Source organism: Stenotrophomonas sp. PS02289 (assembly GCF_029960115.1).
GTDB lineage: Bacteria > Pseudomonadota > Gammaproteobacteria > Xanthomonadales > Xanthomonadaceae > Stenotrophomonas.
Genome location: NZ_JASCOZ010000041.1, coordinates 1 through 23,735 on the forward strand (window position 1 = coordinate 1; position 23,735 = coordinate 23,735).

Below are 23,735 nucleotides of genomic sequence, written 5' to 3' on the forward strand. Positions count from 1 at the left end.
GTCAATGCCCGTCACCGCGAACCCGCCCCCGGATCAATACCGGTACGTCAGCGCCAACCGCATCACCCGCCCCGGAGCCGGCATCACGCCCAGCGCCAGCGGGTCCAGGTAGTAACGATCGGTCAGGTTGTCGACGTTGAAGTCCAGCGCCAGTTTCTCGCTGGCCTGCCAGCTGGCAAACACGTCCACGATGGTGGCCGGACGATATAGCTGCTGGATCGCCGACAACCCCACGTTCCACTCCTTGTCCAGCTTGCTGATCGGACCGGCGTTATGCACCACGCGGGTACCGAAACTCAACCGCTCATCGAACAAGCGCGAGCCCAGGGTGAAGTTCACCGTGTACTTCGGCGGGTTCTGGGTATTGCTGTAAGACCCCTCGAAACCACCGTCCACGCAGTCCGGGGTTGCGGCCAGCTCAGCGATCCTGCGCTGCACGCCATAGGCACGGCGCTCGGCGGCGATGTCCGGCGCACAGGTCTTGGCCTCGAAGTAGTAGTGCCCGGACAGGTCGGCGAACACCTTGCCGGCATCATAGGTGCTCTGGAACTCCAGGCCCGACACCTTGAAGCGGTCGATATTGCGGATGTACCCCGCTGACAGCGTGCGGTAATCGCGGGTGATCAGGTCATCAATGCGGGTGTTGAAGTACGCCAGCTTGAACGCCGCATGGTCGCCGTCAGCGAACACCCCGTGCAGCACCGTGCTCGCCCCCACTTCCCATGTGGCGGCGCGTTCGGGCTTGAGTTCCCCGTCCACCGGCTTGGCCGCGGTGAACAGCCCCAGCGTGCTTTCAAACAGACTGGGCAGCTTCACCCCTTCGGCGTACTTCACGTACACCATGGTGTCCTCGTTGAAGCGATAGGTCACGCTGGCGGTGGGCATGAACGCATTGTCGGTGCGACGGATCGGCTGCGACCAGCTCCATGCGGTGGGCACGATCAGATCTTCGGTGTCCGGGTTGTCATGGAAGTTCCAGCCCGTGATGTCGGCGACCGTACCCTTTTCATAGGGCGAAGCCAGCAGCGAGGCTTCGGTGAACTGACCGTTCGCATCCGGATACCAGTTCAGCATGGCGATGCGCCTGGCGCGCCACGCCGGCAGCGCCGGATTGCCATCCAGCAGCTGGGTGTACCGGTACTGGCCGATCACCGACTCTTCGGTCACCGTGGCCAGGCGGTTGCGATCGTGGATGCTGACGCGGTTGAAGCGGCCGCCCAGCAGTACTTCCCAGTGGTCATCGGGCTGCCACTTCATCGAGGCCACCGCACTGTATTCCTTGCGCTGGGCGTTGCGCAGGAAGCGGTTGTTGATCAGGTCATCGAACATGATCGGCGCGTTCTTGCCCGGGCCGACGTCTTCGTTGCTGAAGGACAGGCCGTAGTCGAAGGTAAACAGGCCGGCGGCATCGGTCAGCAGCAGCGTGCTGTTGGACACGTCCAGGCCGAATCGCTCCTGGTTCATGCTGTTGCGGTAGGCGTCCTTGTAACCGGGGTTCTCGTTGAAGGTCGGGCCGTCGTACCACTCGGTGCGGCGGTCGAAGTACCACGGGGTGATGCCGGTCAGGCCGTTGTACATCAGGCTGTCGGCGTTGGTGTACCAGAGGTTGGCCTTCAGATCGACGGCGTCGTTGCCAGGAGCGAAGCGGTACCGCAGGTTGTAGGCATCGAGGTCCACGCTGCCGGGTTCCCACTGCGGCACGCGGTCGCGGTTCACGCGGATGATCTGCGACGCCATGATTTCGCCCTGGCGGCCGCTGTAGTTGCGGTAGCCCATTTCCAGGGTCTGCGCGTCATCGATCCGCCAGGTGCCCTTGAGCAGCACCGAGTTGGACTTGGACGAGGTGTTGAACACCTCGGTGTTGGGCGGATTCAGCGGAGCCAGGGTGCGGCGGGTCTGCGGAAACTCGTCATAACCGTGCTTGCCGGCGTAGTAGTTGCCGGTGTCGCGCCACGCATAGGCGGCAACCAGGTCGAAGCGGTCCCAGTGCTTGGCACCGGCGATGTTGAAGAACTGCCCGCCGAGGCTGTTGCGGTTGGTACCCGGCTCGCCCTCATACGCGGGCAGGTCACGCGCGCTGCCGCTGGAAATGCCACTGCGCACGCGCAGGCCGCTGTCCTGCCCTTCGCGCACCACGTCGTCCAGCTTGAGCGTGTCCATCTCGACCACGCCGCCGATGCCGCCCGAGGCGTTCGCCCCCAGGCTGGGCCCCTTGGTCACGGTGAAACTGCTGATCAGGTCGGGGTCAAGGTAGGTCCGTTGCGACTGCCCGGCATAGCCGCGGTAGGTGTCCATGGTCGACTGACCGCCGTCGATGATCACCGGGATGCGGCTCTGGCCCTGGATGCCACGGATGTTCAGATCCAGCGCGTTGGCGGTACGCGGGTCACCCGCGGTGACGCCCACGACGCCCTTGACGATGTCCGCCGTGGAGGTGCCGCGAAAACGCTCGATGGTGGTGCGTGGCACGTACACGCTGGAGCCGGCGCTGCGGTAGGTGTCCAGAATGCGCGCGTTGTCCAGCGCAGTCCCGGTAGGCAGGGTGTCGCCGGCCACGCGCAGCGGCTGGGCCACCGAACCGCCGGCGCCACGCGCGCCCTGCGGCGCGCGCTCCAGCGTCACCGCACCGTTGCCGACCTGACGCACGCCAAGCCCGCTGCCCAGCAACAGCTGCGCCAGCGCCGACTGCGCATCCAGCTCTGCATTGACCGGATTGGAGGTCAAGCCAGCGGCCAGCGACGTCGGATACGCCACCTGCACGCCCGACTGGCGCATGTAGCTGCGCAGTGCGTCGGCCAGCGGCTGGGCGGGAATGTCGAAACGGTAGGTTGCGCTCAACGCGGCGGTATCGGACGACTGCGCCAGTGCCGGAGATGCAAAGGTGGCGATCAGCCCAGCGGCAAGCAACGCACTGCAGAGTCGGGACGGACGCAGGCCCCGGCGGGAAACAAGAGACATGTTGAAACCTGTAGATGAGACAAGCCGCGCAGGCGGCATTCCCGCAGGGAATGCGGGCGCTGCGAAGTACGTGGCGGCGGCGGGTACGTTCGGGAGGTAAGACGAACCGACGTGCAGGTTCCCCAAGAGGAATCGCACCGGGTGTGATCAATCGGATCAGCGTGGCGTGGTTGCGCCGGGCGTGGCCACCTGCACGATCACCGCGCCCAACGGCAGGCGGGTCAACTGCAGACCGGCCGTGGCAGCGAGCACATCCAGTGCCTGCTCGGGCTGGTCCACACGCAATGCCGCGTTCACCGCAGGCAGCGTGGATAGGTCGCCGCGTACGAAGGTGGCTCCATCCCGGTAACGCGCAATCTGCGCCACGGCGTCGGCCACCGGTGTCGCGTCGAGCAGCAGTTCCCCTTCGCGCCAGGCGGCGATCCGGTCAGGCGCGCGGTCGGGTTGGCGCTGCACGGCACCGCCGCGCGCGAATCCTGCGCGCTGCCCGGCCAGCAGATAGGTCCAGCCTCCGTCGACCTGTGCCGCCACCCGCACTTGGCCCTGCTCCACTTCGGTTTCCACGCCGTCGGCTGCAGTGGCGACCGCAAACGCCGTGGAAATGTCTTCCACCACACCCCCCTGCGCCAGCACACGGAACGGCTGCGGATGGCCAGGCGCGACCTTGAACCAGACCCGGCCACGCAGCAGGCGAACCGTGCGCTGGGTGTCGCTGTAGTCCACCGCAATGGCCGTATCAGCGTCCAATACGGCCGCACTGCCATCCGGCAAGGCCACGGTGGCGATTGCCGTGCCGGTGCGATGGTCGGCGCGCAGCCGCAACCAGGCTTCAGGTGACACCCACAACAGCGCCAGCGCTGCAGCCGCGGCCAGCGCCAGACGGGCGCGACGGTGCCCCGGCCTCGGGGCCGACGGGGCGTCTTCCACAGCCGGCGGCCCCAGCACGCGCCACAACTGGCGCTCGTATTCGAAGGCGCGGCGATGTCCAGGCACAGCCAGCCAGCGTTCGAAATCTTCCATCCGTGGCGCATCCACCGCGCCCGACGCCAGCCATGCAATCCACGCCCTCGCCTGTTCGGCAGGGGGATCGGAGGCAAGCGGCGGTGCGGGTGACGGTTCGGGCGGGCTCATGGCTGGCAGTGGCGGCGGTGTCAGGCGCAGTCCGGCATGGTAGCCGGCGCGCGGGCTCTCGTCTCATGACGATTGGACACGCGTCTTCCCCAAGGGCAGCAGCGACTCAACGTCCCTGCCGCGCCCACGCCAGCCGCTGCAGCGCGGCGCGGACGTGGTTTTCCACCGTGGTGACCGAAACGCCTTGGCGACGCGCGATCTCGGCCTGGGTCAAGCCTTGCAGCCGGTTGAGCCGGAAAATCGTTCGGGTCGGCTCAGGCAGATGCTCGGCGGCCGCCAGCACCCGCTGCAGTTCGTCCTGGGCCATCGCCTGTTCCTCGGCAGAGAGCGCCTCGTCCGGCCCCCACAGGTGCTGCTCGGCCAGCAACCGCGCGCGTCGGGTGCGCTCGCGACCGTGATCGGTGGCCAGGTTGCTGGCCAGCCGATACAGGTAGGCACGTGGGTTGTCGATGGACAGTCCGCTGTCGACCCCGCGCGCCTTGAACCAGACGGTCTGGATCACGTCTTCGGCGCTGCCATCACTGCCCAGGATCCGCTGCACCAGCCGCAGCAGGGCCGGCCGTTCGCGGATCAGCAGTTCGGTCAGGGTCGAGGCGTTGGAAGACATGCCGCATGGTAACGCCCAAATGAGAATGCGTCACGTTAAGCCCTTGGGCGACGTACCGCGCGCACCCGTCCGCTGCGCCCGCCACCGGCGTAGAACAGCTGCTCACCGTCCGACTCCAAACCACTGACATGCATGCCTTCAGGCATCTGCAGGCGCTCAATCACACGGCCGCTGGTCGGGTCGATGCGGCGGATGTCACTGCGTTCGCCGTCATCGGTGCCGTGCCAGAGTTCGCCGTCCACCCAGGTCACGCCGGTGACGAACCGATCGGACTCGATCGTGCGCAGCACCTTACCGGTGGCAGGATCCACCTGGTGGATGCGACGTTCCCGGTACTGCCCGACCCACAAGCTCCCTTCGGCCCAGGCCATGCCCGAATCGGTGCCGCCGCCGGGGGCGGGAATCGACCCCAGTACCTCGCCGGTGCGCGGATCGATCCGGTCGATGCGCGCATCGGCGATCTGGTACAAATGGGTGCCATCGAAGGCGGTCCCGGCATCGCAGGGCACTGGCAGCGTGCGCTCGGCCACGCCCGTGGCGGGATCGAAGGCCACCAGGGCCGGACCGGTGGCCGCCCACACCCGTTGCCCATCGAAACTCACGCCGTGGATGGCATCAGCGCCGTCAAAGGGTCCGTACTCGCGCAGGACCTGCGCGTCATGCTGCGTGACAGTGTGCGTGTCGTTGCTCATGTGCGATCTCCTGGCAGCTCGAGAGGAGTGCCTGCTGCCTACCCTAGTCGCCTGGCAGCAGAGGCGGGAGTAACAAAGCCGTCGTGAATCCAGACAGCGGCAGCGCGCGCCAGCGCTGCGCACGACCCTGCCCGTGCGGGTGGACCCGACCGGCCTGAAGCAGATCGGACAAGGCCCGCTGCACGCTGCGCTGGCCCGTGCCCAGCGCCAGGGCCAGGGCCGAACTGGACCAGGCCGCGCCATCGGCCAGCAGGGCCGCCACCGCCGCGACATCATCGGCCACCGGCGGCAGGAGGACCGCGAGCGCCCCGTCGTCGGCCGGCCGCACGCGGTAGCCCCGCGGCGTGGCCTCGAAGACCAGCCAGCCGCGCAGCAGCACTCGCAGGCGTCCGATCTCCACCCGCAATCGTGCCCGGTGGGTGTCATCGCCGCGGGCCGTGCGGAACGCATCGGCAATGAGCGCCTCACGGCTGACGTCGCCGGGCCATGCCTGTGCCAGCACGGACAGCACCGCGAACAGCAGCGGACGCCGGGCCAGGGCTCGCCACTGCCCGTCCTTCCAGACGCCATGCCGGCAGCCGTCCACCACGCATCCGGGTCCCGCCAGCACGGCCGCCACCTGCCGCAGGTCCAGCACCTGGTCGCCGCTGGACGTGTGCAGGCGCGCGGCAGGCCGGGTGAGTTCCGCGCAGGCCTGCGCCACTTCGGCCTGCAGGGCGGGAATGCCGGAGTGCCCCGCCGCCACCGCCGCCGCCTGCAGCGCCGCGTACGCCGCCTCCACCTGCAGCGACCGCAGCGCCAGTGCGGCCTGCGTCAGCCCTGCCATGGCGGCCAGCGCAGGCGGCAAGGCTGCACCGCGCAGACGGGCCAGCGCCTCCTGCGCCACCTTGGCCCGCCCGAGCAGCACCGCATGTCGGGCCACGACCAGCCAGGCCTGCAGCGCGTTGGCAGGATCATGGTGGTCCTCCAGGTACTGCGCAGCGGTCTGCAGCGCGGCCGTGCTGCCAGCCAGGTCCCGCAGGGCGAGGGCCACTTCTGCCTCCGCCACGACACAGCGCGACCGCGCAACGCCGTCCTCCTGGCCGAAGCCCCGTCGGGCCTGCCGCAGCAGGGCCCGGGCCCGGGTCAGTTCGCCCAGTCGGGCCATGGCGATGCCGCGAAGCGCCAGCGCGGAAGGATCGCTGCGCAGCGCCACCTTTCCCAGTGCGCCCAGCACGTCGCCAGCGGCCAGGGCTCTCGCAGCAGCGGTAATCAAGGCGTCCATGCCACAAGGCTAACCGGCTTCCGGCCCGCTCAGTGCCCTGCCTGGCCCAGGCAGCCGGCAACCGCCTCGAACACACTCTCCTGCGCCCCTGGCAGGCGCTTGAACAGCGCACGCGGCCCTTCCAGGGCGGCAAAGAAGCCCGCCACCGAAGTCCCGGCCGGGATCGGCAGGGTGCACAGCCAGCGCGGCTGTTCGCCCACTACCTTGCCGGCGTCAGGGTCCACCCCCAGCTCGCTGGCGGCGAAGGCCCAGCGGCACTCGCTCAGGGTGCCGGTCGCGGTCGACACGGCGCAGCGCATCTTCAGGGCCTGGTAGTCGCTGAACTGCCCTTCGCAGATGGTGTCCGCGCAGATGTCGTCGAAGTCCGCCTGCAGGCGGTACCGCAGCTCCGAGAACGCCGCGCCCTGGGCGTACTCGGTGGGGTAGTCGACCAGGTCGACGTAGGGGGTGGCCGGTGCCGCAGCCGCATTGGCCATGGCCGCCAGCAGAAGGCCTGCGCCAGCAGCGCGGAGGATACGAGGGTGGTTCATGGGACTCTCCAAAGTGAACGGCGCACCGTCGCGCCGGCCTTCAGCGTCGCCGCCCGTCGCCCCAGGGTCGATCAGAGCAGGCTGAAATGCAGGCCCGGAAATCCCGGCTCGCGGCGTCGGTCCAGCCCTACCTGCACAGCGGCCGGCAAAGGCATAAAATGGGCGGTCTTACGCCAACACCCCCTCTCGGAGCACACCATGGGTCTGGAACTCGTCTCGCCCGGCAAGAACCCGCCGGAAGAAATCAACGTCATCATCGAGATCCCGAAGGATTCCGAGCCGGTGAAGTACGAAGTGGACAAGGAAACCGGCGCGATCTTCGTCGACCGCATCCTCTCCACCCCGATGCGCTACCCCTGCAACTACGGCTACGTGCCGAGCACCCTGTGCGGCGACGGCGACCCGGCCGACGTGCTGGTCGTGCTGCCGCTGCCGCTGGTGCCGGGCTCGGTGGTGCGCTGCCGTCCGGTGGGCGTGCTGAAGATGAGCGACGAAGCCGGCAGTGATGAAAAGATCCTGGCGGTACCGGTGGCCAAGATCTTCAGCGGCTATGCCCACGTGGAAGACATCGAGCACGTGTCCAGCCACTGGCTGGAGCGCATCGGCCACTTCTTCGAGCACTACAAGGACCTGGAAAAGGGCAAGTGGGTCAAGCTGGACGGTTGGGGCGGTGCGGCCGAAGCCAAGCAGATCCTCAAGGACGCCCACCAGCGTTACCTCGACGGCCAGGCCTGAGCCTGAACAGCCACGCTCCGGTGCCCGTCATCGGAGCGATGGCGATCACGTTTTCCGCATGCGGCACATCACTATTTGCGCCGGATTAGGTACATTGCGTCAGATACACCGTCCACGGTGCGTTTCACCGTGGTCATTCAGGGGATTGTGTCGTGCGTATTCTGCTCGTTGGGGATGAAGCCAGCCTGTCGGCTGAGCTGACCGAATTCATTGCCGATCTTGGGGAAGAGTGGCAGCCACTGACCGCGGTCGATGGCCAGTCTGCGATGAGCATCGTGGCCTCCACGCCGGTGGATGCCGTCATCGCCTGCCCGGCCCTGCCCGATCTCACCGCCACCACGCTGCTGGGCCAGATCCGCACCCTGCGTCCGGAAACCATCCGCATTGCGCTGGTGGAAGCGGCCCAGGGCAACCGCCCGCCGCCGGCCCGCCTGATCGGCGTGGCACACCGCTTCCTGCCGCTGCCGCTGGCCCCGGAAGTGCTGCTGGAAGCGCTGACCAGCCTGGAAGAGCTGCGTGAGCTGCTCGACAGCGAGCGCCTGCGCAGCGCCATTGGCCGGATCGAAAAACTGCCGTCGCCGCCGCATCTGTACCTGAGCCTGACCCAGGCGCTGGAACATGACGACGACACCGACACCGCGGACATCGCCAAGCTGGTGTCGGCCGACCCGGCCATCGCCGCGAAGGTCCTGCAGCTGTCCAACTCGGCGTTCTACAACAGCGGCCGGACCATTTCCGACCTGCGCTCGGCGGTGAACCGCCTGGGTCTTTCGACCCTGCGCGACCTGGTGCTGGCCAGTGAGGTGTTCTCGGCTTCGCCGCTGTCGGTGGGCGAACGTAACTCGCTGCAGCAGCGCGCGCTGATGGCCTCGCGCCTGGCCGCCAAGCTGCTGCCCGAATCCAGCGCCGAACTGGGCGCGACCGCCGCGCTGCTGGCCGACATCGGCCTGCTGCTGCCGGGCGTGCGCAACGAGCGCACGGAAGCGGTCAGCGATGGTGACCTGCGTCCGGGTCATGCCGAAGCGGGTGCCTATCTGCTGGGCCTGTGGGGCCTGCCGATGCCGATCATTGAAGCGGTCGCCTTCCATCTGCAGCCACAGCGCTCCAACACCCGCAGCTTCTGGGTGACCGGCGCGGTGCATGTCGCGCTGGCGCTGGTCAACGGCGACCCGGTGGATGAGGAGTATCTGCAGCGTGCCGGCGTGCTGGCCAAGCTGCCGCAGTGGCGCGACCACGCCAACGGCCTGATGGGACTGGTCGCGGCGGAAGCCTGATCGCACCGCGATCAGGCGGGTAGGTGCCGACCCTTGGTCGGTCACACTGAAGAAAAAAGGCGTGCCGCAAGGCGCGCCTTTTTTTTGCCTTTGCGCGGCAGGTACCGACCGTTGGTCGGTACATATCGAACCAAAGAAGAAGGGCGGACCTTGCGGCCCGCCCTTCTCTTTCAACTTACCAAAGCTTCAAGGATCAGAAGCGCTGGGTGTACTTCATGTACAGGAAGCGGCCGATATCGAAACCGCCGTAGTAGGCGAAGCTCGAGTTCTGCTGCGAGTACATCAGCGGACCCTTGTGGTCGAACACGTTGTTCGCGCCGACAGCAATGGTCGCATCCCACGGAGCCTTCCAGCTGACCTGCAGGTCGTGGAAGGTGTTGGCACCGGTCTTGCGCAGCGGAGCCTTTTCACCGTAAGCGTAGCGATCCGGATCGGTGCAGCCGATCGAGATGCAGTCTTCGTTCAGACCCGAGTAGTAACGCGCGGTGTAGTTGACACCGAAGTCACCCAGGGCCCAGTTGACGTTCAGGTTCGAACGCACGCGGAACAGCGCATCCTGACCGACCTTGCCCATCATGATGTTATTGCCGGCCGAGTTCTGGGCCTGCTCGTCATACTTGGACAGGTAGCTGGTCTGCCAGTCGATGCTGAACTGACCGATCGCCAGTTCCGGCAGACGGTACTTGATGCCCAGGTCGTAACCTTCGGTATCCATCTTGCCGAGGTTGGCGGTGCCGTAGGTGATGGCGCTGATGTGGCCATCGGCGGCACGGGTCACGCTGCTGCAACGGTCGGTGTTACCCAGCACGTAGCAATCACGCAGGATGCGATCGACGGAGTCGTCGATGATCATGTCGCTGATTTCGTAGCGGTACCAATCCAGCGAGACGTCCAGACCCTGCACCCAACGCGGGCTCCAGACCAGACCGACGGTCTTGCTCTTGGAGGTTTCCGGCTTCAGGTTCGGGTTGGCACCCGAGATGAACTGGTCACCCGACTGGCACGGCAGGGTGCCGCACAGTGCGCCAGCCTGACCCAGCTGCTGGTAGGTGGCCGGAGCACCGCCGGCGAGGCACGCCGCGTTGCCGGCGACGCTGCCCGGAGCGGTGATGCCGCACGGATCGATGTACGACTCGAAGCTGGAGCTCAGGCCGCCGTACAGGTCGGCGATGGTCGGAGCGCGGAAGCCCTCGGCGTAGGTGCCGCGGACCAGCAGCTCGTCCATCGGACGCCAGGTGATGCCGAACTTGCTATTGGTGGTGCCACCGAAGTTGCTGTAGTCCGAATAGCGGCTGGCAACGTTCAGGGTCAGTTCCTTGGCGAACGCCATGTCGGCCAGGATCGGCACGTTCAGTTCGAGGTAGACCTCGTTCAGATCGTACTCACCACGGGTCGGCTTCTGGCCCAGACCGGTCGACATGCCCGACTGCGCGAAGGCGTCCGGCACGTAGCTGCCTTCTTCCTTGCGGTGTTCGACGCCAACGGCGAAGCCCAGGTCGCCGGCCGGCATGGTCACGATGGAACCGGCCAGGTTGGCGGTGAAGCTGGTGGTCTTGGTCACGCCACGGGTGGTGTAGACCGGGAACAGGAAGTCCTGCAGGTCCTGGTCAGCCAGCGAACCCTGGCCAGCCACGCCGTACGGCAGCAGCGGGTTCCACGGGCGGCAGTCGCCCAGGGCAACCGGGTTGGCCTGGGTGCCGCACTGGGCAACGCCCTGTGCGTTGATGAACGACGGGCCCAGTGCCTGTTCGGCAGCGATCAGGCTCATGTCACCGTGGTTGGACTTGATCGACTCGTTGCGGTTCCACAGCGCGCCGACGTCCCAATCGAAGGTCTTGCCGGCGAAGTCGAAGTAGCCGCTGACGGTCGGCGCAAAGCGCAGGGTCTTCAGCTGGCTTTCGGTGGTGCGCGGCACTTCCCACAGACGACGACGGAACTGCACGTCCTGGCCGCCCACGCCGTTGACGGCGGTCGGGTTGAAGGCGCTGTCGCCGTCCAGGGCCACGCCGAACGACGAGGACTGGAACGGGTAACCGGCGATCTGCTGGAACGTGTTGCGCTCGTTGTAGAGCACGTCGGTGTTCAGGCTGATGCTGTCGGTGAAGTCGTAGGTGCCGTTGACGTACAGCGACTTGCGCTCGACGCCGGTCAGCAGGCTCATCTGCTCGTTCGAGTTGGCGTATTCGGCCGGGGTCAGAACGTGGTAGTCAGCCGGGTTGTTCGGGTTGCCACCGGCGTTGAGGGTCTTCCACTCCGGCTGGGCCTGGCCCTGTGCACGGGCCTTGCAGTCGCCCCACACGCGCGGGTCGCACCAGGTGCTGTTCTGGCTGACGGCGCTCCAGTCAGCGGTGGTGGAGTTCGGACCCTTGCCGCCATCGCGGCTGTACCAACGGTCCTTGGCCCACACCGGATCCTGCTTGGAGTACTCGGCCGACAGGGTCATGCTGCCGCGCTCGCCCGAGGTGCCCAGGGTCATCGAGTACTGCTGGTTTTCACCGTCGCCCTGGTCGTACTGACCGAAGTAGACGTTGACTTCACCGCCGTCGAAGTTCTTGCGGGTGATCACGTTGACCACGCCGGCAATGGCGTCGGAACCGTAGATGGACGAGGCACCGTCCTTCAGGATTTCGATGCGCTCAACGGCCGACATCGGGATCTGGCTCAGATCCTGGTAGCCAGCGGTGGTAGCGCCGAGGCGCTTGCCGTTCATCAGCACCAGGGTGCGCTGTGCGCCCAGGTTACGGATGTCGACGTAGTAACCGCCGACGTTTTCGCCCGAGGACAGCGAGTCCGAACGGGAGATGGCCGGCGAGCCGGCCGAGGTCAGGTTGTTCAGCACGTCGGCGACGCTCGAGAAGCCCTGCTTTTCCAGGGATTCACGGGTCATCGTCAGGATCGGCTGCTGGGTCTCCATGTTGGCACCGCGGATACGCGAGCCGGTGACCGAGATGCGATCCAGGTCAGTGGTGCCCGCTGCAGCTTCCTGCGCCGAGGCGAAGCTCGGCGCGAGCGCCAGGGCAATGCCGGCCGGCAGCAGGCCGAGGCGCACTGCGGGAGTACGGAAATTCATTCTTCTCTCCAAGGTACGTTAGTAGCGTGTTAAACCGCCTCGGAAAGTTACGATTGCGTTGCGGTTAATTATTTGCGCGATGCCACCGAAGACTTTGCTGACTTTGGCGGGACAATTCCGCCGGTCTCGCGGAAGCCGGACGCCGACTGGCCGTAACGTGCGCGGAAGGCGCGTGCAAAGCTGCAGCAGTTGTCGAAACCGCTGGCGGCTGCGACCTCGCCGATCATCATGTCGGTGTCACGCAGCAGGTCCGCCGCGCGTTCCAGGCGCAGGCGCGCCGAGAGCGACTGCGGACTCTCTTCGTACAGGCTCTGGAAGGTCTTGGACAGGTACCAGCTGCTGAAGTTGGTCAGCTCGGCCAGTTCGCCGATGCGCACGACGCGATGGCTGTTGCCTTCCAGGTACAGGCGGGCGCGCTGCATGCGGCCAAACACCTGGCGCTTGCGGATGCGCGAGCGGCCCGGGCAGCGCTGCACGCCGCTGGCCAGGGCACGCTGCAGCGAGGCCAGGTGCAGCAGCACCGGACGCAGCGCCTGCGCCGGCTGGCCGCTGCGCAGGGCGTCACGCCACAGACGAAGGGCCACGCGCACTTCGCTGCGACTCATGCTGCCGCGGCCGGCATACAGGCTGCAGTCGGCCAGTTCACCCAGCGCACGCAGCGCGTCGGGGGTCAGGCTCAGGCCGATGCACAGGCCATCGCGGCCGGCCTGGATCATCGGCTTGGATTCTTTCTCGAAGGCGATCCACTCACGCTGGCGCAGGCGGAACTTGCCCTCCTTCGATTCCACCCAGGCGCTGCCACGCAGCTGCATCCACACGGTGAAGGTGGTGCCGGCGGTCTGCAGGCTGCCGAGCCGGGCCACGCCCAGGCAGGTGGGCAGCGGACCGTCATCGATGATCTTGTCGAGGTTGAGCGATTGGCCTCGATCGGCCAGGGAAAGCTGACGCATGACTGCACCGGGGGTTTGCCGTTACGGGGCTACCGTTTTGCCAAGTCAGGTCAGTTGCGTCAGGAAGGATTGACGAGTTTCATCCGAAATCATCACGACGCCTTCACGAAGGAAGTACGAAAGCTATTTTCCCTTCCAGAACAACACGTTGGAAACGGACAGGAACGTCGGACGGGGGCTTTCGGGCAGCGTCATCACCCCGATATCCGCCCCATCGGCCACCGCCAGCGGCAGGTAGAGGGCACTGCCATCGGGTTGCGCGCTGAAGCCATTGCTGGTGCTGAGCCGGTCCGGGTCCAGGCAGTACTCGGTGGGTTCACGCGTATCGCTGATACGGGCAAACCCGGTCGCACAGTCGGCGCGATTGGACAGGTAGTCCAGGCTGCCATTGCCGGCCACGGTCCAGGCGCGGTAGCGCCAGCGCGTCGGGCGATCCTCACTGACCTGCTTGATGCTCTCCGGCGACAGCCGGGCATCGGCCGACCACAGGCCACCGGCCGACAGCCGGGTGAACAGTACGCGCTGGCCGGCCGGATCAAAGCGGGCCTGTGAGACCCCGTCGATCTGTCCCAGTCGCGCCCACGGCGTGGCGCGCCGATCGAACAGCGACAGCGTCAGCTGCTCGTTCTGGTCGCGCTCGACCACCAGCACATGCTCGCTGTCGCCGGCGTACAGAGCCTGCAGCGGTTGCGCCACTGGCACGGGCAGCGCCACGACCTGCTCGTCGCGTGGCGAGACCTCGTAGATCACCGGCTGGGCCTGGGCGTTGCGCCCGGACACCAGCAAGCGGGCACTGTCCGGCGACCAGTCCGGAGCCTGCCGGGTTTCGGGAAGCAGTCCTTCCACCGGGCGCAGTGAATCCGGCCGGGAAAGATCGGCCCACCACAGCGCGAAACTCCCGGAGCGGTCCGAGGTAAAGGCGATCTGGTGGCCATCGGGGGCCAGCATCGGCTGGGCATCGCGCCCGCCCGAGGGGAACAGGCGCTCGGGCGTGCCCGGCTTGCCGTCCACGACCGGCACCCGGAACAGGCCGAACTGAGCTCGCCGGTGCACGAAGGCCAGCATGTTGTTGTGCCGCGACAGCGCGGGTGACTCGGCGTCGTCGACGCCGACATCGCGCAGCGTGCGGCTCTGGGTATCGAGCTCGTACAGCCGCGACTCGCTGTCGACCCGGCGCCCGAACACGATGTGCCGGCTGTCGCTGCGCCACGCCCAGCCCCGGATCTCGGCCAGGTCGTTGGTCAGCCGCTCCGGCACACCGCCGCTGGCCGGCATGCGCCACAGGTCGCCGATCTGCGGATTGCGCACGAACACGATCCAGCGCCCGTCTGGTGAGTAGCGCGGCGCGTAATCGAAGCTGTCGTCGGCGATCGGGTAGTCAATGGCGGTCCAACGCCCACTGGCGATGTCCAGCACGCGGATGCCGCGGTGCGCATAGCGCCCGGCCATCGAGCCAAACAGCATGCCGCGACCGTTCGGGGTCCAGTCAAAGCTGAGCAGTTCGGTGCCGTCACAACGGGTCAGGTGTCGGATCGCGCCGCCGGTCGCGCTGGCCAGCAGCACCTCGCAACTGCCTTCGGGGCCAAAGCGGGCGAAGGCGATCTCGCGGCCATCCGGCGACCAGTTGGGGAAGCGGTCGGCATACCCGGCCGGGGTCTCGGCAAGCAGTCGCGCCGGCGCATTGCCGGAGGTCTGCAGCTTGATGTTGCTGCCATCCTCGGTCGAATTCTCGGCCTCATAGGCGACCTGGGAGCCATCGGGCGAGACCGTGGGATAGGTCTCGAAACCGGCCGAGGCGGTGATCAGTCGATAGGGGCGCGGCGGACTTCCGACCACGCGGCTGCCATCTTCCAGCACGCCCCCGCCCGCCGCCGCAGGCGCACTGCGCTGGCTGAGCAGCGCCGCCATCACCAGCAACGCGATGGCCATCGCCAGGCCGAGCGCCAGGTAGACGTAGCGGCGGACGCGCCGCCACCGGCTGCGGGGCCGCGGCGTCCACGTCGCCGCAGGTGCCGGCGCGTTGTGGGTCGCCTCGGCGGCCGGTTCGGTTTCCGTTTCGGCTGCCGGCGCGGGAGGCCGCACGGCGTCGCTCACCGGCTGCACCAGCCGATAGCCGGTCTTGGCGATGGTTTCGATATAGACCGTGCTGCCTTCGTCGTCGCTCGAGAAGGCCTTGCGCAACTGCGTGACCGCCTGGGTCAGCACGTCGTTGGTCGGCAGCGTGTCCGGCCATACCTCGGCGAACAGTTCGTCGCGGCTGACCACCGCGCCGGGTACCCGCATCAATGCCTTGAGTACGCCCAGCGCCTTCGGAGTGAGACGGCGCGGACGACGCGCGCCGGGCACGACCACTTCACGCAGCGACAGCGTGACCGTGCATTCGCCGATCAGGATCACATCGGCAGGAGTTGTCTCACTCGCGGGGCTGATCATTCCAGTAGTACGCAAAACGACTGTGACAACAGGAACGCAGCCTTCATCCAATCATGTGCTGATCAACGAACCGCCAGATTCCGCAAACGGCGTAGCTGCATCACGCAAATACACCGAAGGGCGCGAATACTAGCCTATGCCGGTTAACTGCGCCTGTGCGTGCAGACAACATCAGGCTCTCTCTCGCCGACGAAAACCCATAAATTGCTGCACTATTCGCGCCTTCGGGCGCGAAATTTTTATGTGGCATTCAGTTTGTTATTAGCCTGGATTCAGTTTCGTGCACGCCTGAGCATGGTCAATCCGACCAGCCGCGACACCACCAGCGCTACGTACATCACGCCTGCGAACTGTTCCAGCATCACCAGTGCACGCGCCTGCGGATGCACCGGCACGACGTCACTCAAGCCCACCCCGGACAACAAGCTGAAGCTGAGATAAAGCAGCTCCATCCAGGTGCGCAGTTCACTCTCGCTGGTGGCGAGAAAACTGCCAGGGAACCACTGCTGGCAGACTGCGAACGCGAACGCGAACCCCCACGCCAGCAACGTGAAGGTCGCCCCGGCGGCGAACAGCTCGTCCCGGGTCACCTTGTGGTCCTGGAGCATGTAGGCGATCAGGCTGCCGGCGGTGTAGAAGTACAGCAGCGACTCCAGCAGCTGCGCGGTGGTGACCAGCGCCGGCCGCCCCAGCAGCGCACCGGTGATCGAGAAGATCACCGACGGAATAGCCAACAGCAGCGCCACCCACATGCCCAGCGGGCTGCGCCGCACCACCCACAGCGCCAACCCGAGCACCGCGATCCCGAACGCACCGAACAGCGCGCGGCTGGCCCCGGCCTCGTCCATGGCCGGGTACAGCAACACCCCCAACAGCTGCACGGCCAGCAGCCAGGCGGACGGATGCCGGCGGGCGATGGCCAGCCACTTGGTGGTCCGTGCAATGCCCATCGCCCCTCCGCCCCGGTATGTATGGGGCGGAGATTAGCCCGGAACCGGGCCAGGCGGGATGACGGTGGCGTGCGCGCGCACGTCCTGGCTGATCTTCATCGAGCAGAAGTGCGGGCCGCACATGGAGCAGAAGTGCGCCTCCTTGTGCGCGTCCTTGGGCAGCGTTTCGTCGTGGAACTGGCGCGCCTTGTCCGGATCCAATCCCAGGTTGAACTGGTCCTCCCAGCGGAACTCGAAGCGCGCCTTGCTCAGCGCGTTGTCGCGCACCTGTGCGCCGGGGTGACCCTTGGCCAGATCGGCCGCATGCGCGGCGATCCTGTAGGCCATCATGCCGTCACGTACATCCTCGCGGTTGGGCAGGCCCAGGTGCTCCTTCGGCGTGACGTAGCAGAGCATCGCCGTGCCATACCAGCCGATCATCGCCGCGCCGATAGCGCTGGTGATGTGGTCGTAGCCCGGCGCGATGTCGGTGGTCAATGGACCCAGCGTGTAGAACGGTGCCTCGCCGCACTCGCGCAGCTGCTTGTCCATGTTCTCTTTGATCAGCTGCATCGGCACATGGCCGGGGCCTTCGATGATGGTCTGTACGTCATGCTTCCACGCAATCTTTGTCAGTTCACCCAATGCTTCCAGCTCACCAAACTGGGCGGCGTCATTGGCGTCGGCAAGGCAGCCCGGGCGCAGACCATCGCCCAGCGAGAAGCTGACATCGTAGGCCTTCATGATTTCGCAGATCTCCTCGAAATGCGTGTACAGGAAGTTCTCGCACTGATGCGCCAGGCACCATCGGGCCATGATCGATCCGCCGCGCGACACGATGCCGGTAACGCGTTGTGCGGTGAGCGGCACCAGGTCCTTCAGCACGCCGGCGTGGATGGTGAAATAGTCCACGCCCTGCTCGGCCTGCTCAATCAGCGTGTCACGGAACACCGCCCAGGTGAGGTCTTCGGCGCGGCCGTCCACTTTTTCTAATGCCTGGTAGATCGGCACTGTGCCGATCGGCACCGGCGAGTTGCGGATGATCCATTCGCGGGTTTCGTGGATGTGCTTGCCGGTGGACAGGTCCATCACCGTGTCCGCACCCCAGCGGATCGCCCACACCAGCTTTTCCACTTCCTCGGCAATGCCGGAGGACACCGCACTGTTGCCGATGTTGGCGTTGACCTTGGTCAGGAAGTTGCGGCCGATGATCATCGGCTCGAGCTCGGGATGGTTGATGTTGGCGGGAAGTACCGCGCGGCCGCGCGCGATCTCGTCGCGCACGAATTCCGGCGTGATCCGTGCCGGCAGGCACGCACCAAACGACTGCCCCGGATGCTGGCGGCGCAGCGCCGCATCGGCCACCTGTTCCAGCCGCTGGTTCTCGCGGATCGCGACGAATTCCATTTCCGGCGTGATGATGCCGCGTCGCGCGTAGTGCATCTGGGTGACGTTGGCACCGGAAACCGCGCGCCGCGGCGTGGTACGCGCGGGAAAGCGCACGGCATCCAGGCGCGCGTCCAGCGCACGCGCCTGACCGAAGGCCGAGCTCAGGCGGTCCAGTGTGGTGGTGTCGCCGCGCTCTGCCACCCAGTCGGCGCGCAGCGTGGCCAGCCCGCTGGACAGGTCGATCTGAGCGTGTGGGTCGGTATACGGCCCGGAGGTGTCATACACCGTCAGTGGTGCGTTCTCTCCGCCCCCGAAGCTGGCCGGCGTGCAGGCCTGTGCGATCTCGCGCATCGGCACCTGCAGGTCGGGGCGTGAGCCGGGCACATGGATCTTGCGCGAGCCCGAAATCGGCTGGGTCACCGACGCTGAAAGCGCCTGGGTCTGCTGCTGAAGGGCGGATGGTAGTGCGTTCATAGGGCCTCGTCCTGGATCGATTTCCGCGCGGGACTGCACGGAAAGGACGAAGCGGCGGCGCACGGCCGCGGCAGCGCGGACGGTCTTCGGGTGCGGGGGCCCCTACGGCGCGATGCATCGGCAGATACGAAGCTTCCCTACGCCGGTATGAGCCGGATCAGGTTCGAAGGGACTGTCTCAACCGTGGCCCGATGGCCGCGGTACCCCCGCTTCAGGGCGGATTAGACCACACCCGGCCGTTCTCGTGCACGGCCCGCTGACACCCGGGTGCCTATGCTGCCGCTGGCCTCCACGCGCTGGGTATTGCGCGCCACCTGTCCGGAGATCCCCCATGGTGTTCCGCATTTCCATCGCACTGGTGCTCGCCCTGGTGCTGCTGGCCGGCTTGTTGCCAGGCCCCTTCAACGACGTGGTGCAGAGTGGTCTGGCGCATATCGTGAAGAGCGCCGGCTGGCTTTATCTGCTCATCGTTTTCATCACCCTCTCGTTCCTGCTCTATCTGGCATTTGGCCGATTGGGTTCGCTGCGCATCGGTGGCGAAGACGCTGAGCCCGAGTTCTCCAACGCCAGCTGGCTGTCGATGCTGTTCGCCGCCGGCATGGGCATCGGCCTGGTATTCTGGGGCGCGGCCGAGCCGATCTCGCACTTCGTCAAACCGCCGGAGGGACTGGAACCGCAGAGCATGGAAGCCGCACGCGCGTCGATGCGCTACGCGTTCTTCCATTGGGGCCTGCACCCGTGGGCGATCTACGCGCTGATCGGCCTGGCCATGGCCTGGTTCCAGTTCAACCGCAGCGGGCGCGGCCGCATCAGCGATCTGCTTCAGCCCCTGATTGGCGCACACCATCGAGGCTGGATCGGCACCGTGGTCGATGTCGCCGCCGTGGTCGCCACCGCCATTGGTGTGGCCACGACGTTGGGGTTCGGCACGATCCAGATCGCCGCCGGGCTGCAGCGCGTCTTCGGCATCACCGCCTCGCCGGCCGTGCAGCTGACCATCATCGCGGTCGCCTTCGTGCTGTACATGGCCTCCACTACCAGCGGTGTGCATCGCGGCATCAAATGGCTGTCCAACCTCAACCTCGGGCTGGCTGCGCTGTTGCTGGCGCTGGTGATGGTGCTCGGACCCACCGGCTTCATCTTCGACACATTCACCACCACGGTGGGTTCCTACCTCAACCAGCTGGTCACCATGAGCCTGCGCATGTCGCCGTTCTCGGGAAGCACGTGGGTGGCGGACTGGACCATCTTCTACTGGGCCTGGTGGATTGCCTGGGCCCCATTCGTGGGTTCGTTCATTGCGCGCGTTTCGCTGGGCCGCAGCGTGCGTGAGTTCGTGCTGGGCGTAGTGATTGCGCCCACCGTGCTCGGCTTTCTGTGGTTCTCTGTGTTCGGTGGCACGGCGTTGTGGTCGCAGATCTTCGGCCACGTAGATCTCGCCCAAGCACTGAACACCGGCTATGAGACCGTGTTGTTCACCTTGTTCGACAGCCTGCCGATCTCGGTGGTGCTGTCGGTGGTGGCCTTGGTGCTGCTGATGATCTTCTTTGTGACCTCGGCCGACTCGGCGGTACTGGTGCTGGCCAGCCTTTCCACCGAAGAGGCGGGGGATCCGCCGTTGTCGCGCAAGGTGACGTGGGGCGCATGCATCGCCTTGATTGCCGGTGCTTTGCTGCTGGCGGGTGGACTGGATGCGCTGCAGGGCATGATCACCATTGCCGCCCTGCCCTTTGCGTTGTTGATGTTGCTGGTGATGATCTCGCTGTATCGGGTGTTGGACCTCGAATACAACCTGCAGCGGCGGCGCGCGCAACGCGCGCGGCGCATGATGGATGCATGGATCGAACGCGAAATTGCCGCGCAGGAAGAAACACGCGATGAGGCGGCGCGCGCGGATTCGTGAGCGGGTGCATCACAGGTTTTCTATCCGCCTCGCGCAATCCATCGGGGAATGCCATCGGGTAGCCCCCGGAGAGACACTCCACGGCATGGATGCCGTGGAGTAGCCTACATGGACGTACTTGCGGCGTGTCTCGGAGCGGGGCTGCCCGATGGCATTCCCGCACTGAAAGCTCGAGACGCTGCTGTACGCGCAATCACTCAATACCCCGCAGCCTGACCGTCCTTGCGGCTTTCGGAAGCGCCGTAGTACACGCCGGTTTCCGGATCACGCAGGATCGCCTGGTAGCCGCCGTACGGGCCGTCGGCGAAGGTCACCTTGTGGCCCTTGCGCATCAGCGCGCGCACCGTTTCATACGGGAAGCCGGTCTCCAGGTTGATCTCGCCACCATCGCTCATCGCGGTGGCCTGACCCGTCGGCTCGGTTGAACCTTCGTGCTGGATGCGCGGCGCATCGCCGGCTTCCTGCAGGTTCATGCCGAAGTCCACCATGTTCATCACGATCTGCGCGTGGCCCTGCGGCTGCATCGCCCCGCCCATCACCCCGAAGCTCATCCACGGCTTGCCGTCCTTGGTCACAAAGCCCGGAATGATCGTCTGGAACGGACGCTTGCCCGGCGCGTAGCCGTTCGGGTGGTCCTTCTTGAGCACGAACATCTCGCCACGGTCCTGCAGGATGAAGCCCAATCCCGGCGGGGCCATGCCGCTGCCCATGCCGCGATAGTTCGACTGGATCAACGACACCATCATCCCGTCCGCGTCGGCCACCGTCATGTAGATCGTGTCGCCTTCCTGCAGCTGCTTGGGCGTGCCCGGCTGCACTTCCTTCAACGCCTTGTCCATCGAGATCAGCTTGCGACGCTCGGCTGCGTACTCCTTCGATACCAGCTTGGCTACCGGGGCCGGATGGAAGGCCGGGTCGGTGTAGAAGCGCGCACGATCGGCGAACGCCAGCTTCTTGGCCTCGGTGAACAGATGCACGTGTTCCGGCGAGCCGAAGGCGATCTTCGAGAAGTCGTAGCCTTCCAGCACGTTCAGAATCTGCAGCGCGGCAATGCCCTGGCTGTTCGGCGGCAGCTCCCACACGTCGTAGCCACGGTAGTTGCTGCTCACCGGCTCCACCCACTCACCGTGGTGGCTGGCCATGTCCTCGTAGCTGAGGTAACCACCGTTGGCCTTGAAGTAGGTACCGATGGTGCGGGCGATGTCACCCTTGTAGAACGCATCACGTCCGCCCTGTGCAATCTGCTCCAGCGTGTTGGCCAGGTTCGGGTTCTTCCACAGCTCGCCCTTGCGCGGGGCGTGGCCGTTGATCGTGAACTGCTCGCTGAATCCCGGGTACTTCGACAGGCGCGGCACCGAACGGTCCCAGTAGTACGCGATGACTTCGGCGACCGGATGACCTTCGCGCGCGTAGCGGATCGCCGGAGCCAGGTTGTCGGCCATCGGCTTGCGACCGAAGCGCTCATGCAGCGCGAACCAGCCATCCACCGCGCCCGGCACCGACACCGGCAGCGGACCGGTCGCCGGAATCTCCTTCAGGCCCCGCCGCTGGAACTCGGCCAGGGTCAGCGACTTCGGCGAACGCCCCGAGCCGTTGTAGCCATACAGCTTCTGCGTTTTCGGGTCCCACACGATGGCGAACAGGTCCCCGCCGATGCCATTGCCGGTGGGCTCCATCAGTCCCAATGCCGCGTTGGCGGCAATGGCGGCGTCCATCGCCGAGCCGCCCCCCTTCATCACGTCCAGCGCGATCTGGGTCGCCAGCGGTTGCGAGGTAGCCGCCATCGCGTGCGGGGCGATCACCTCGGAGCGGGTGGCAAAGTCGCGGCCGGTCACGCGGTCAGCAGCGGTGGACAAGGTAGGCAGGGCGCACAGCAGGGCAGCGGCCAGCAGGCCGCGGGCAAGGGGTCGGGACACGAGATATTCCTGAGGGTGGTTGCCCCTGAATAGTCGCCGCTGTGCGCCGGTACGCACATCCGACAATGGTCATGTACGACACGCGCAGCATGCCGGAATCCGCGCGGAAACCCGCCTTCAATACTTGAATCCAGGTTCACCAGAACACTTTCACCCGCAACCATCTTTGTATGCCAAGGGTTTGCGCTGGATACAGGCGAAACTGTTGGAAATTGTCTCCGCACGGTTGACACCGCCAAAACCGCTGTGGTTTTCTCGATCACATGTTGCGACGCCACACGCCCATCCGCGAATCCATCGAGCACGCCAGCCCTGGCGCGGCCTCGATCCGTTCGCTCCTTGTACTCGTACTTATTACCCAGCCCACAGGTGCGGGACGGATCGGCGTGTAAGCAGTACTGCCAGCAATCCATCAGAACCCGCACCGGTCCCGGCGCGGGTTTTTTCGTTTCAGAACCCTTCGTTTTTGTTTCCCCCTCCCAAAGGACCACCCCGATGAGCACCAACGACCTGCCCCAGATCAAGATCGCTGTAGTCGGCTACGGCAGCCAGGGCCGCGCCCACGCACTGAACCTGCGCGAATCCGGTTTCGACGTGGTGATTGGCCTGCGTCCGGGCGGTCCGACCGAGGTCAAGGCACAGGCCGATGGCTTCACCGTCAAGGCACCCGCCGATGCGGTGAAGGACGCCGACCTGGTCGCCGTGCTGACCCCGGACATGGTGCAGAAGAAGCTCTACGAAGACGTGCTGGCCCCGAACATGAAACAGGGCGCGGTGCTGCTGTTCGCGCACGGCCTGAACGTGCACTTCAACATGATCGCTCCGCGCGAAGACCTGGACGTGGTGCTGGTCGCCCCCAAGGGCCCGGGCGCGCTGGTCCGCCGCGAGTACGAAATCGGCCGTGGCGTGCCGTGCATCTGGGCGGTGTACCAGGACAAGAGCGGCAAGGCGGCTGACTACGCGCTGGCCTACGCCGGCGGCCTGGGCGGTGCGCGCGCCAACCTGATCCAGACCACATTCAAGGAAGAGACCGAGACCGACCTGTTCGGCGAGCAGGCCGTGTTGTGTGGTGGTGCGTCGGCGCTGGTCCAGGCCGGTTTTGAAACCCTGGTCGAAGCCGGTTACCAGCCGGAAATCGCCTACTACGAAGTGCTGCACGAACTGAAGCTGATCGTCGACCTGTTCTACGAAGGCGGCATCACCCGCATGCTGGAATTCATCTCCGAAACCGCCCAGTACGGCGACTACGTCAGTGGTCCCCGCGTGATTGATGCGGGCACCAAGGAGCGCATGAAGGCCGTGCTGAGCGACATCCAGGACGGCACCTTCACCAAGAACTGGGTTGCCGAGTACGAAGCGGGCCTGCCGAACTACAACAAGTTCAAGCAGGCCGACCTGGAACACCCGATTGAAAAGGTAGGCAAGGAACTGCGCGCCAAGATGGTCTGGTTGCAAAGTCAAGCCGCGTAACCGCGCGGCT

The 23,735-nt window shown here is 66.0% G+C and carries 15 protein-coding genes, 1 pseudogene and 1 riboswitch; of the genes and pseudogenes, 4 read left to right on the forward strand and 12 right to left on the reverse strand.

Annotated elements, in window-relative coordinates; all coding sequences use genetic code 11:
* Positions 1-33: 33 nt before the first annotated feature.
* From QMX83_RS07990 to QMX83_RS08015, 6 genes are all read right to left on the reverse strand, one after another.
* On the reverse strand, positions 34-2,958 hold the full coding sequence (locus QMX83_RS07990) for a TonB-dependent receptor (protein WP_282296099.1): 2,925 nt from the start codon (positions 2,956-2,958) through the stop codon (positions 34-36).
* Positions 2,959-3,114: 156 nt separating this feature from the next.
* Positions 3,115-4,089 (reverse strand): FecR domain-containing protein, encoded by a 975-nt coding sequence (locus QMX83_RS07995; RefSeq protein ID WP_282296100.1) that lies wholly within the window; start codon positions 4,087-4,089, stop codon positions 3,115-3,117.
* A 106-nt stretch (positions 4,090-4,195) separates the two neighbouring features.
* Positions 4,196-4,696: a sigma-70 family RNA polymerase sigma factor gene (locus tag QMX83_RS08000; RefSeq protein ID WP_282296101.1), complete on the reverse strand. Its 501-nt coding sequence runs from the start codon at positions 4,694-4,696 to the stop codon at positions 4,196-4,198.
* Between the two features lie 35 nt (positions 4,697-4,731).
* Complete coding sequence (locus QMX83_RS08005) at positions 4,732-5,388, reverse strand: PQQ-binding-like beta-propeller repeat protein (RefSeq protein WP_282296102.1); 657 nt, start codon at positions 5,386-5,388, stop codon at positions 4,732-4,734.
* Positions 5,389-5,431: 43 nt separating this feature from the next.
* A complete protein-coding gene (locus QMX83_RS08010; protein WP_282296103.1) occupies positions 5,432-6,652 on the reverse strand; it encodes a helix-turn-helix domain-containing protein in 1,221 nt (406 codons plus the stop codon).
* Positions 6,653-6,681: 29 nt separating this feature from the next.
* A complete protein-coding gene (locus tag QMX83_RS08015) occupies positions 6,682-7,182 on the reverse strand; it encodes a hypothetical protein (RefSeq protein ID WP_282296104.1) in 501 nt (166 codons plus the stop codon).
* Between the two features lie 198 nt (positions 7,183-7,380).
* On the opposite strand from QMX83_RS08015, the gene ppa reads away from it, so the two are divergent.
* Together ppa and QMX83_RS08025 are read left to right on the forward strand one after the other, a co-directional pair.
* The gene (gene ppa / locus QMX83_RS08020; RefSeq protein WP_282296105.1) at positions 7,381-7,917 is read left to right on the forward strand and encodes an inorganic diphosphatase; all 537 of its coding nucleotides are present in this window, start codon (positions 7,381-7,383) and stop codon (positions 7,915-7,917) included.
* A 152-nt stretch (positions 7,918-8,069) separates the two neighbouring features.
* A complete protein-coding gene (locus QMX83_RS08025) occupies positions 8,070-9,191 on the forward strand; it encodes an HDOD domain-containing protein (protein WP_282296106.1) in 1,122 nt (373 codons plus the stop codon).
* Positions 9,192-9,384: 193 nt separating this feature from the next.
* Here the strand turns inward: QMX83_RS08025 and QMX83_RS08030 are convergent, their stop codons facing one another.
* From QMX83_RS08030 to thiC, 5 genes and pseudogenes are all read right to left on the reverse strand, one after another.
* On the reverse strand, positions 9,385-12,261 hold the full coding sequence (locus tag QMX83_RS08030) for a TonB-dependent receptor (RefSeq protein ID WP_282296107.1): 2,877 nt from the start codon (positions 12,259-12,261) through the stop codon (positions 9,385-9,387).
* Between the two features lie 68 nt (positions 12,262-12,329).
* The gene (locus QMX83_RS08035; RefSeq protein WP_282296108.1) at positions 12,330-13,211 is read right to left on the reverse strand and encodes a helix-turn-helix transcriptional regulator; all 882 of its coding nucleotides are present in this window, start codon (positions 13,209-13,211) and stop codon (positions 12,330-12,332) included.
* A gap of 123 nt (positions 13,212-13,334) precedes the next feature.
* Complete coding sequence (locus QMX83_RS08040) at positions 13,335-15,644, reverse strand: winged helix-turn-helix domain-containing protein (RefSeq protein ID WP_282296109.1); 2,310 nt, start codon at positions 15,642-15,644, stop codon at positions 13,335-13,337.
* A gap of 272 nt (positions 15,645-15,916) precedes the next feature.
* Positions 15,917-16,594, reverse strand: a complete 678-nt coding sequence (locus QMX83_RS08045) for an ion channel (protein ID WP_282296110.1) — start codon at positions 16,592-16,594, stop codon at positions 15,917-15,919.
* A gap of 66 nt (positions 16,595-16,660) precedes the next feature.
* Positions 16,661-18,436 (reverse strand): annotated as a pseudogene (thiC, locus tag QMX83_RS08050) (phosphomethylpyrimidine synthase ThiC); the annotation flags it as partial.
* 116 nt (positions 18,437-18,552) lie between these two features.
* A riboswitch (TPP riboswitch) is annotated at positions 18,553-18,654 on the reverse strand.
* Between the two features lie 113 nt (positions 18,655-18,767).
* Here thiC and QMX83_RS08055 point away from each other — a divergent pair.
* Positions 18,768-20,339 (forward strand): BCCT family transporter, encoded by a 1,572-nt coding sequence (locus tag QMX83_RS08055; protein ID WP_282296112.1) that lies wholly within the window; start codon positions 18,768-18,770, stop codon positions 20,337-20,339.
* 197 nt (positions 20,340-20,536) lie between these two features.
* On the opposite strand, the gene ggt is transcribed toward QMX83_RS08055, so the two are convergent.
* Positions 20,537-22,255 (reverse strand): gamma-glutamyltransferase, encoded by a 1,719-nt coding sequence (gene ggt, locus QMX83_RS08060; protein WP_282296113.1) that lies wholly within the window; start codon positions 22,253-22,255, stop codon positions 20,537-20,539.
* Between the two features lie 495 nt (positions 22,256-22,750).
* Here ggt and ilvC point away from each other — a divergent pair, with 495 nt between their 5' ends.
* On the forward strand, positions 22,751-23,725 hold the full coding sequence (gene ilvC, locus QMX83_RS08065; RefSeq protein WP_282296114.1) for a ketol-acid reductoisomerase: 975 nt from the start codon (positions 22,751-22,753) through the stop codon (positions 23,723-23,725).
* Positions 23,726-23,735: the final 10 nt, after the last annotated feature.